An 11,134-nucleotide genomic window follows, 5' to 3' on the forward strand; every position below is an offset into this window, starting at 1 on the left:
TATAGGCAACCCGCCTCCCAAAAGGAGGCAGATTGTTGTTTATTATTTATCCTGAAGTGCTGCGATACCAGGAAGTTCCTTGCCCTCAAGGAATTCAAGAGAAGCGCCGCCACCTGTTGAGATGTGGCTCATCTTGTCAGCGAAGCCGAGCTTTGTTACAGCTGCAACCGAGTCGCCGCCGCCGATGATTGAAACTGCGCCTGACTCTGCAACAGCGTTTGCTACTGCGATTGTACCTGCTGCGAAGTTATCCCATTCAGATACGCCCATAGGACCGTTCCAAATTACTGTGCCTGCGCCCTTGATAGCGTCAACGAAAAGTTCCATTGACTTAGGACCGATGTCAAGACCCATCCAACCGTCAGGAATTTCATCGGAGCTGACAATCTTTGCTTCAGTGTCGGCAGCATACTCTCTGCCAACCTTATTATCAACAGGGATAAGGAACTTAACGCCCTTTGCCTCTGCGTCAGCCATCATTTGACCTGCCTTTTCAACCCAGTCAGCCTCAAGAAGAGAGTCGCCGATTGAGTGGCCGAGGTACTTCATAAATGTGTAAGCCATACCACCGCCGATGATGATAGTATCGCACTTGTCGATAAGGTTTGAAATTACGCCAATCTTATCAGAAACCTTTGCACCGCCGAGGATTGCAACGAGAGGTCTCTTTGGATTTGCAAGAGCGCCGCCCATAAACTTGATTTCCTTTTGGATGAGGAAACCGCAAACAGCAGGAAGATAAGCCGCAACGCCTGTTGTTGAGCAGTGTGCTCTGTGAGCTGTACCGAATGCATCGTTAACAAAGATGTCTGCAAGAGAAGCAAGTTCCTTTGAGAAGTTCTCTTCGTTCTTTGTTTCTTCTTTTCTGTATCTTACGTTTTCAAGAAGCATAACCTCACCGTCTTTAAGCTCAGCTGCAAGTTTCTTTGCATTTTCGCCTACAACCTCAGGGTCTTCTGCAAGTTTAACCTCTGTGCCGAGGTACTCGGAGAGCTTCTTTGCAACAGGAGCGAGGCTGAACTCAGGCTTGTATTCTCCCTTAGGTCTGCCAAGGTGTGAGCAAAGAATAACCTTTGCACCGTGCTCCATCAAATACTTGATTGTCGGCAAAGCTGCCACAATTCTCTTATCATTTGTGATTTCGCCGTCCATAAGAGGAACGTTGAAGTCACAGCGGGCAAGAACTCTTTTACCCTTTACATCAATATCTTCAATAGTCTTTTTGTTAAGTGCTTCCATAATAAATCTCCTTTATGAATTTTTAACAATAACATTATACAGTATCTTAATTGATAAATCAATAAAAAATGTTAATTATTTAACAAATTCTGTTGTAACCTTTACAATGTTTTCTGCCGAAAGACCAAACTGCTTGAGAAGATCTTTTGCAGGGCCTGAATGACCGAATTCGTCATTAACACCGATACGCTTTACAGGGGTAGGACACTTTTCTGAAAGGCAAGCACATACGGCTTCGCCCAAACCGCCGATAATATTGTGTTCCTCAACTGTTACAACCTTGCCTGTTTTCTTTGCAGAAGCAACGATGAGTTCGTCATCAAGAGGCTTGATTGTGGCAATGTTGATGATTTCCGCATCAATGCCGTTTTCTGCAAGAATCTTGCCTGCTTCGATAGCCTCGGCAACCATAAGACCGTTTGCAACGATAGTTACATCCTTGCCCTCTTTAACGATTTCGCCTTTGCCGATTTCAAACTTATAGCTGTCATCGTGGAACACAGGAACAGCAAGTCTGCCGAATCTCAAATATACAGGACCTTCGTATTCATAAGCAGCCTTAACAGCCTGCTTTGCTTCAACATCATCAGCCGGACAAATAACAACCATACCCGGAATAGAACGCATAAGTGCAAAATCCTCGCAACATTGATGGCTTGCGCCGTCCTCACCAACAGAGATACCTGCGTGAGTTGCACCGATTTTTACATTAAGATGCGGATAGCCGATTGAGTTACGAACCTGCTCAAAAGCTCTGCCTGCCGCAAACATAGCAAATGATGAAGCAAAAGGAACGAGTCCCATAGTGCTCATACCTGCTGCGGCACAAATCATATTTGCTTCTGCGATACCGCAGTTGAAGTGTCTGTCAGGATATTCTTTTTTGAAAATGCCTGTTTTTGTAGCAGCCGCAAGGTCGGCGTCAAGAACAACAAGCTTATCTGCTCCGCCTGCTGCAAGCTCTTTAAGTGCGTTTCCGTAGCTGTCACGGGTAGCAATACATTTTACTTCGCTCATACTTACGCCTCCAATTCTGCCAACTTGGCATTCAATTCTGCCATTGCGATGTTATATTCTTCTTCGTTTGGAGCTTTACCGTGCCATCCAACTTGATTTTCCATATAGGAAACGCCCTTGCCCTTAACGGTTTTCATAATAATTGCAAATGGCTTGTTTGACTTGTGGAAAGCGTCAAATGCCTTTTCAAGTTCATCAAAATCGTTGCCGTCAATAGTAACAACTTCAAAACCGAAAGCCTTAACTTTTTCGTCAATAGGCTCAGCTGACATAACCTCGCTGCAAGGGCCGTCAATTTGAAGTCCGTTGCAGTCAATAATGATGCAGAGATTGTCAAGTTTGTACTGATGAGCAAACATCATTGCTTCCCAAACCTGACCTTCTTCGATTTCGCCGTCACCGAGAACAGAATAAACATTGACATCCTTGCCAAGATACTTTGCGCCCTTTGCCATACCGACAGCAACGCTGATACCCTGACCGAGAGAACCTGTGCTCATATCAATACCCGGAACAGTATTCATATTTGGATGTCCCTGAAGATATGAATCAATGTGACGGAGAGTTTTTAAATCTTCAACCGGGAAAAAGCCTTTGTATGCAAGTGCGGCATACAAACCCGGTGCACAGTGACCCTTTGAAAGAACAAGTCTGTCTCTGTCATCCCACTTAGGTTCGGCAGGATTAACTCTCATTTCTTTATCATAAAGATAAGCAAAAACATCTGTCGCAGAAAGTGAACCGCCCGGATGTCCTGCTTTTGCATTGTAAGTGCCTTCGATTATACCCATACGGATTTTTGTGGCATAAATCTCAAGCTCTTTTTTACATAATGAATCCATAAAAAAGCTCCTTTGCTAATTATCTGATTTATTTTCCCTTTTATTGTAACAAATTATTATTAAATGTGCAAGAGAAAAGCAACGGATGGTAACCATATTGTAATCTTTTATATACTAATGTTTATTTTATACAAATATCATATTGATTTATACCCTGAATATGTGTATAATTAACATTAAAGACACAAATAAAAGGAGATAATATGAAACAATTAACCGAAGCAAAAGAAAAACGACTCTCTGAAAAAATATTGAAAACGCTAAAAGGGGTTATATCGGTTTTGCCTTTCATTTCGTTGTTTATGATGAAGTGGAAAACCGACTCTGATACATACTGGATTATCAAAACAGGTGAATACATCTGCAAAAACGGAATACCTACAAAAGACTTCCTTACTTTCCACACCGATATGGACCTTGTTGTTCAGCAATGGCTGTCGGATGTAATATTTTATAAACTGTACAGTTCTATGGGCTTTTTAGGTCCTATGCTGCTTGTACTTGTAATGTTCACGGTTTTTTTGCTTTTGTTTAAAAAACTATGTCTTGAAATTTCAGATAAGCCTATTGTTGCAAATGTTGCAACATTTTTAGCCGGAAGTGCCATGACGGCATATATGGTTACGAGACCTCAAATCTTTACATATTCAATAACACTTATCGAACTGATTTGCCTTGAAAGATTTATAAAAGACGGCAAATATAAGCATTTATTTGTATTGCCCGTTTTGTCCGTTTTGGTTGTAAACCTTCATGCGTCAATGTGGACAATGCTGTTTATATTATTGTTGCCATTTTTAGCAAACGCACTGCCGATAAAAATCAAAGGCAAGTCCATAGCTTGTTGCAAGCTTATGCCGCTTATTGTAACAGCAGTTGTAATGGCTGCTTGCGGTCTTATCACTCCATACGGAATTAAAGGCTTGACATTCCTTTTTACAACATCAATCGGCAACAAAGTAAACGGCATTATAAACGAACTCAACCCTCTTGTATTTTCTTTTGATATTACAAGCATTTCCAGATGGCTTGAATTAATCACAATTCTTTGCATTTATATTTTCTATAAAAAAGGCAAGACAAATCTAAGATACGGTTTGCTCACTGCAGGCACGGCATTTATGATGCTTATGTACATCAAGCTGATACCGTATTTCATCATTTGCGCCGTTCCGTCAACGCTTAAATATATTGACAACATCGACTTCCGTGGTGCTTTTGAAAAAATGGTGAAGAAAGACCAAGAAGCAAAGAAAAAGACAAACAAGAAAGAATCAAAGGGTCTTATCAAAATAACCGTTGCACTCATATTTGTCTTTTCGATAATAATCGTCGGCACTCTGGCAAGCGGTGTATATAACGAAGCTTCAAACTACATAAAATATGACGGCGGAAGCAAGACAACTCAGCGTATGGATGCCGCAATAACCGCTATGCAGAACGATATTGACGAGAACAATGTCACAGATTTGAAATTATTTAACGGTTTCAACGCCGGCGGTTATCTTGAATTCAAGGGCTACACAACATACATTGATGCCCGTGCAGATTCTTTTGTTGAAGAAGCCAATCACGATTTTGATTATTTGACAGAATATTTCAAAATTGCAGACGGCAAAATGTATTACAAAAAGGTTTTTGACAAATACAATTTCAACTATGCATTAATTGAAAAAAGTTCTGAAAAACCGCTATATGTCAATCTAAAAAACGACAAAGATTACAAGCTGATATTCAAAAACAAGGAATATGCAGTATTCAAAAAAATAAATCAGAATTAGGAAACAAACAATGAAAACAGCAGTAATTATACCTTGCTACAATGAAGCAAAAACGATTGAAAAAGTAATAAAAGATTTTCGTGAGAATTTGCCGCACGCAGACATATATGTCTATGACAACAATTCAACCGACGGCACATACGAAATTGCAAAAAAAGCCGGTGCGACAGTCAGAAAAGAAGTTCGCCAAGGCAAAGGAAATGTTGTGCGCTCAATGTTCAGAGATATTGAGGCTGATTGCTACATTATGGCAGACGGCGACAACACCTACCCTGCATCGTTTGCACCCGTTCTTGAAAAAGAAGTGCTTGAAGGCAGAGCCGATATGGCAGTCGGTGACCGATTGAGTTCTACATATTTTGAAATGAACAAGCGCCGTTTTCACAATTTCGGAAATGTTCTTGTTAAAGATATGATCAACTTCCTTTTTCACTCAAAAATCAACGATGTAATGAGCGGAGCAAGAGCATTTAGCCGTGATTTTGCAAAGTCATTCCCTGTTCTGTGCAAAGGCTTTGAAATTGAAACAGAAATGACAATATTTGCACTTGATAACAATTTCAGAATTGTTGAAATTCCTATTGATTACCAAGACCGTGAGGAAGGCAGTGAAAGCAAACTCAACACATATTCGGACGGTTTCAAGGTGCTGAAAACAATCGGAATGCTGTTCAGAGATACAAAGCCTCTCACATTTTTCTCAATCATTTCCGCAATACTTATGGCAGTTGCAATCGGTTTCTTCATTCCTGTATTTGTTGAATACATCAAAACAGGTTTAGTTCCGAGAATTCCGACTTTCCTTGCGTCCGTTACTTTCGGCATCGTATCGGGAATGAATTTCTTTGCCGGAATTGTGCTGTCGGTTCTCCGCAAACAACACAGACAAGTATTCGAAACAAATCTCAACATAATCAGAATGCTTGACAAAAACGATAAATAAAACTACAAATAAAAAGTCAGTCCTTAAAGAATTCAAAAGGACTGACTTTTTTATTTATGCATTGAGTTTTTGTTTTTTGTCGTTATGTTTTTTGTAGATAATTGCACAAACGCCTGAGGCAACGGCTGTCAAAACAAATATAGTCACAGCAGATTTTATATTTTTGTTCATCAATTCATTGCCGCAAATCGTCGAAGTTATAATTGATGGAATTCGAGCGATTGTTGTTATTGCAAAAAATCTAAACAAGTTGATATCCGATGCCGAAACGATATATGTAAAAATGTCTTTTGGCGTTCCCGGGATGAGATAAAATATCCACAAAAAAAGATTTTGATTATCCGTATTGCTCAAAACTTTAAGTTGTTTCATTTGTTCTTCATTTACAAACGCACCGATGAACGCCTGTCCAAAAGCTTTTGAAAGAAAGACGATTACAAGAGAGCCTAAAAATGTGCCGATTGAGCAATAAAGAAGTCCTCCCCAAGTACCGAAAGCGTAACCTGACGCAATCTCCAAAGGTTCGGCAGGAATAATTTTAATCACAGTTTGAAATGCACGAATAAATATAAACACAACCGCACTGAAACTCTTGTATTGCGACAACCAAGCATCAAAACTTTTTGTGTCGGATACGAATTCGGTCAGTTGTTTGCCAACGGTGAAATACACTGCCAGAAACAAGGCAACAAGAAAAGCGAATGCCACACCATAAATTATGCAAACATTTTTCGGCGGAATCTTGAAGTATTTTTTAAGCAGTTTCATCATAATACCTCCTCGGTTGCAGGCTCGGCATTCGATTATAATAATGCCAATAGCCGTCCAACACACCTTTATATCCGTTTTTCCACGGTTTGTACTTGCCGTTGAAATGAATAATATCCGTATGTTCATTTGCATATTCCATTGCTTTTTCAAGAGGCATTTTCTTCAAAAGCCGTGCAAAGCAACGCTCGTCAAGATTGATGACATATTCATCATAAAGACCGATTAAACCGTCATACATAATATTGATTACATCTTGGTCGGCAAGAAACAATATTGACTTTTTCTTTTTTATAATATCAAACACCCTGTCTGCCGAAAAAATCTTTCGCATAAGGTCAAGATTAAACAGCATTATACCTGCATTGACATATCTTTTTGATTTTTTGATGCCAAGTCTTTTTCTGTTCCACAAATCCATTGTGCCGTCAAAATGCTTTGCGGCAATCAAAACATTGCCGTTGAAATCGGAATTATAAAAATCATCAAGACGATTGATAACAACGGTGTCGGGGTCGATATACAAAATTCGGTCAAGGTCGTTTGGCAAAAGTTCGCTTGCAAAAATTCTATAATATGTTTCCTTAGAAATTCGTTTGCAAGTCGGAGCAGAGTCAAACAAAGAGTTGTCAACCTTTATAGGATGAAAACAGATGTTTGTATTTTTTGTCACCGAATTAATTTCCCTAAAATCCGCAATGGTAAGCGATGAATGAACGATATACAAATCAATCCTTGTTCCCTCATTTGAGCAAGCAATTGATTTGAGCATTGTGCACAACGGCAAAACATATCCGCTGTTTAGAGTTACCAACATATTCATATCCACATCTCCTTAATTCACAAATATATAAGCATAAGCCACCGAAATCGGTTGAAAAGATATGACCTTTTATGTTCTAAAGTTTAACATTGCTTTTTTCATATTGTGTTAAAGAAAAGGAAAGAACTGATAAAGATTCTTACAAAAGAATAAACAAATTCACCTTTTCTCTAATATTAAGAATACAACACGGAAATTATTTTTTGGTGACAAGTTCAATTACAATAATGTAAGAAAATATCTTTAAATGCACAAAATCCCCGGATTACTCCGGGGATTTAATTAATCAATATTTTCGATTAGGAATTAGTCCTTAAGTGCAGCCTTTACAGATGCAAGTTCGTCTGCAAGCTCCTTAGGAAGCCTATCGCCAAACTTAGCGTAAAGTTCATCAACACCCTTGAGTTCTTCTTCCCAAGCGTCCTTATCAACATCAAGAATCTTGTCAACCTCTTCTTCAGTCATATCAAGACCTTCAAGGTTGATATCCTTAGCATAAGGAAGATAACCGATAGCTGTTTCCTGAGCGTCAACCTTGCCTTCGCAACGGTCGATAATCCAGTCAAGAACTCTGAAGTTATCACCGAATCCAGGCCACAAGAAGTTACCGTCTTCATCCTTACGGAACCAGTTAACATTGAAGATTTTAGGAGCCTTGTCCTCGTCGAGAGTTTCGCCGATTTCAATCCAGTGCTTCCAGTAGTCACCCATATTGTAACCGCAGAATGGGAGCATAGCCATAGGGTCACGACGAACTACGCCAACTGCACCTGTTGCAGCAGCTGTTGTTTCAGAACCCATAATTGAACCTACGAATACACCGTTGTTCCAACTCTTTGACTGATATACAAGCGGAGTGAGCTTCTCACGACGACCGCCGAATACGAATGCAGAAATCGGAACACCGTTTGGATTGTCGAATTCTGATGAAAGGCATGGGCAGTTTGCTGTCGGAGCAGTAAATCTTGAGTTTGGATGAGCGCCCTTTTCTGTTGATGTTTGACCGTTCCAAGGATTACCCTTCCAGTCAATAGCATTTGCAGGCGGATTCTTATCAAGACCTTCCCACCAAACAGTGTTGTTGTCAAGGTTGTGAGCAACATTTGTAAAGATTGTGCCCTTCATTGTTGACTTAAGAGCGTTAGGATTTGACTTCATATTTGTACCCGGAGCAACACCGAAGAAGCCATTTTCAGGGTTGATAGCATAAAGTCTGCCGTCTTCGCCCTTCTTAATCCAAGCGATATCATCGCCTACTGTCCAAATCTTGTAGCCCTTATTTCTGTATCCTTCAGGTGGGATAAGCATTGCAAGGTTTGTCTTGCCGCAAGCTGATGGGAAAGCAGCACAGATGTACTTGATTTCGCCGTTTGGCTTTTCAAGACCGAGGATGAGCATATGCTCTGCCTGCCAGCCTTCGTTCTTGCCGAGATATGAAGCAATACGGAGAGCAAAGCACTTCTTACCGAGAAGTACATTTCCGCCGTATGCAGAGTTAACAGAGATAATAGTATTGTCCTCAGGGAACTGAACAATCCATCTGTTTTCAGGGTCTACATTACATTTGCAGTGCATACCGCGAACCCAGTCGTTGCTGTCGCCCAAAACATCGAGTACCTTTGCGCCGACTCTTGTCATAATGTTCATGTTGAGAACAACATAGATAGAGTCTGTGATTTCGATACCGATCTTTGCAAGAGGAGAACCTACAGGACCCATTGAATAAGGGATGATGTACATTGTTCTGCCTTCGTAAGAGCCTGCTGCAATTTTATAAAGCATATCGTATGCCTTGTCAGGAGCCATCCAATGGTTTGTAGGACCGGCATCCTCTTCCTTTGTTGTACAGATAAGAGTACGATCCTCTACACGGGCAACATCGTTCTCTGCTGTTCTGTGAAGATAGCAATCAGGAAGAAGCTCTTCGTTAAGCTTAATCATTTCGCCTGTTTCAACAGCTTCAGCCTTAAGAGCGTCGATTTGCTCCTTTGAACCGTCAATCCATACAATCTTTGAAGGCTTCAAAAGTTCAACTTTTTCGTCGAGCCAAGCAAGTAAAGATGGATTCTTTGTGAGTTTTGATTCCATAATCTATTCTCCTTTATATATTTTACATTTGGTATATGGCTTTTCAGCCTGAAATCAGTTACAGTAACGCATACTGATTTGTTAGTTTGATTATACTTATATTTGAATTAAATTTCAATAGAAAAAAGCAAAATTCATTAATTTGTCACATTAATATGTTTCAAATTGACAATTTTTTGTCAATAATGTAAATCATCAAGCGGCATAGTGGCATAAGCGTTCAGATTTTCGCCTGCAACAGTGCCAGCCTTGTATTCATAACAGCCTTGTGAAGCAATCATCGCCGCATTGTCACCGCAGTATTTAAGTTCAGGCAAATAAAGATTCCATCCGTGCTTTTGGCACATTTTTTCAGCTTCGCTCCTCAATTTGCTGTTTGCCGAAACTCCGCCTGCAATCACAAGTTTATTATAACCGAAATTCTCCGCCGCACTCTCAAAATGCGAAAGCAAAAGGTCAACAACATTTTTCTGAAATGACGCCGCCAAATCGGCAATGTTGATTTCTTCGTTCTTCTGCTTTGAATTGTGAATGGTGTTTATAACAGCGGTTTTCAGCCCTGAAAATGAATAATCATACGGTGCATCGTGAATTTTCGGCACAGGGAATTTGAAAGCGTTTTCGTCACCACTCGGTGAAATCCTGTCAATGCTGATACCGCCCGGATATTCAAGCCCCATAGTTCTGCCCGCTTTATCAAGCGCCTCGCCTGCTGCATCGTCACGGGTTTTTCCGATTACTTCAAAATCCGTATAAGACTTAACGGCTACAATATGACTGTGACCACCGCTGACAACAAGGCACAAAAACGGAGGCTCAATGTCACTTGAAATGTAATTAGATGCAATATGACCCCTCAAGTGATGAACAGGAACAATCGGGGTGTTTGTTGCAACGGAAAGTCCCTTTGCAAAATTCACTCCGACAAGAAGCGAACCGATAAGACCGGGCGCATAGGTGACAGCTATTGCATCAATGTCATCCATAGTACATTGTGCCTGTGCAAGTGCTTCTTCAACAACACCGCTGATGCTCTCAGCATGTCTGCGAGATGCGATTTCCGGCACAACACCGCCATACAGTTTATGTTCCTCCAAAGAGGTTGCTATTACATTTGACAGCACCTTGCGACCGTCTTCGACAACAGCTGCCGCCGTTTCGTCACAGGAGCTTTCTATACCTAAAATTTTCATTTGTTTATCCTCAAAGTCAAAATTCATATGTCATTATTATTGCGTTTTCGGTTGGGGCGGAATAAAAATTCGGACGGATGCCGACATTTTTAAATCCGCATTTTGTATAAAGTGAAATTGCCGGGAGGTTGCTTTCTCGCACCTCAAGGGTGATGAACAACATTTCATTTTTCATCTGTTCCCTAATCAGCGCTTCGGCGATACCCTGCTTGCGATATTCGGGCAGGACGGCAACATTTGTTACATATCCCTCACCGCCGAAAATCTGAAGTCCCATATATCCCGCAACATTTCCGTCAACCGTTGCAACAAGAAAATGTGATGTATCAAGACCGATTTGATTTTTTAAATCTTCCCTGCTCCACGGATGTGCGAAGCAGGTTTTTTCTATTTTTTCAACACCGTCAAGGTGCTTTTCTTCAAATTTTTCTATATTCATA

At 40.5% G+C, this 11,134-nt stretch carries 10 protein-coding genes; 2 read left to right on the forward strand and 8 right to left on the reverse strand.

The features are described from left to right. Positions 1 to 42: 42 nt before the first annotated feature. The 3 genes from pgk to Q0E03_RS05765 form a co-directional block, all read right to left on the reverse strand. Entirely contained in the window at positions 43 to 1,239 is a 1,197-nt protein-coding gene (gene pgk, locus Q0E03_RS05755; protein ID WP_297130305.1) for a phosphoglycerate kinase, read from the reverse strand. Positions 1,240 to 1,314: 75 nt separating this feature from the next. Continuing rightward, entirely contained in the window at positions 1,315 to 2,256 is a 942-nt protein-coding gene (locus Q0E03_RS05760; protein ID WP_297130308.1) for a transketolase family protein, read from the reverse strand. A 2-nt stretch (positions 2,257 to 2,258) separates the two neighbouring features. Continuing rightward, on the reverse strand, positions 2,259 to 3,098 hold the full coding sequence (locus Q0E03_RS05765) for a transketolase (protein ID WP_297130310.1): 840 nt from the start codon (positions 3,096 to 3,098) through the stop codon (positions 2,259 to 2,261). 203 nt (positions 3,099 to 3,301) lie between these two features. On the opposite strand from Q0E03_RS05765, the gene Q0E03_RS05770 reads away from it, so the two are divergent. Further along, positions 3,302 to 4,879 (forward strand): hypothetical protein, encoded by a 1,578-nt coding sequence (locus Q0E03_RS05770; protein ID WP_297130313.1) that lies wholly within the window; start codon positions 3,302 to 3,304, stop codon positions 4,877 to 4,879. 10 nt (positions 4,880 to 4,889) lie between these two features. Beyond that, complete coding sequence (locus tag Q0E03_RS05775) at positions 4,890 to 5,822, forward strand: glycosyltransferase family 2 protein (RefSeq protein WP_297130317.1); 933 nt, start codon at positions 4,890 to 4,892, stop codon at positions 5,820 to 5,822. A gap of 54 nt (positions 5,823 to 5,876) precedes the next feature. Here the strand turns inward: Q0E03_RS05775 and Q0E03_RS05780 are convergent, their stop codons facing one another. The 5 genes from Q0E03_RS05780 to rimI all read right to left on the reverse strand — a co-directional run bounded on the left by Q0E03_RS05780 (position 5,877) and on the right by rimI (position 11,133). Then, positions 5,877 to 6,593 (reverse strand): TVP38/TMEM64 family protein, encoded by a 717-nt coding sequence (locus Q0E03_RS05780; protein WP_297130319.1) that lies wholly within the window; start codon positions 6,591 to 6,593, stop codon positions 5,877 to 5,879. After that, positions 6,577 to 7,413, reverse strand: coding sequence for a glycosyltransferase family 8 protein (locus Q0E03_RS05785; RefSeq protein ID WP_297130320.1), 837 nt, complete (start codon positions 7,411 to 7,413; stop codon positions 6,577 to 6,579). Before Q0E03_RS05785 ends, Q0E03_RS05780 begins: the two co-directional genes overlap by 17 nt. 306 nt (positions 7,414 to 7,719) lie before the next feature. Next, positions 7,720 to 9,501 carry a phosphoenolpyruvate carboxykinase (GTP) gene (locus Q0E03_RS05790; RefSeq protein WP_297130323.1) on the reverse strand — a complete coding sequence of 594 codons (1,782 nt, stop codon included), beginning with the start codon at positions 9,499 to 9,501 and terminating at the stop codon, positions 7,720 to 7,722. A 179-nt stretch (positions 9,502 to 9,680) separates the two neighbouring features. Further along, a complete protein-coding gene (tsaD, locus tag Q0E03_RS05795) occupies positions 9,681 to 10,694 on the reverse strand; it encodes a tRNA (adenosine(37)-N6)-threonylcarbamoyltransferase complex transferase subunit TsaD (RefSeq protein WP_297130326.1) in 1,014 nt (337 codons plus the stop codon). A 16-nt stretch (positions 10,695 to 10,710) separates the two neighbouring features. Next, positions 10,711 to 11,133 (reverse strand): ribosomal protein S18-alanine N-acetyltransferase, encoded by a 423-nt coding sequence (gene rimI, locus Q0E03_RS05800; RefSeq protein WP_297130329.1) that lies wholly within the window; start codon positions 11,131 to 11,133, stop codon positions 10,711 to 10,713. Between the last annotated feature and the right edge of the window lies 1 nt (position 11,134).

Source organism: uncultured Eubacterium sp. (assembly GCF_934525195.1).
In the GTDB taxonomy this organism is placed as follows: Bacteria; Bacillota; Clostridia; order Oscillospirales; family Acutalibacteraceae; genus Eubacterium_R.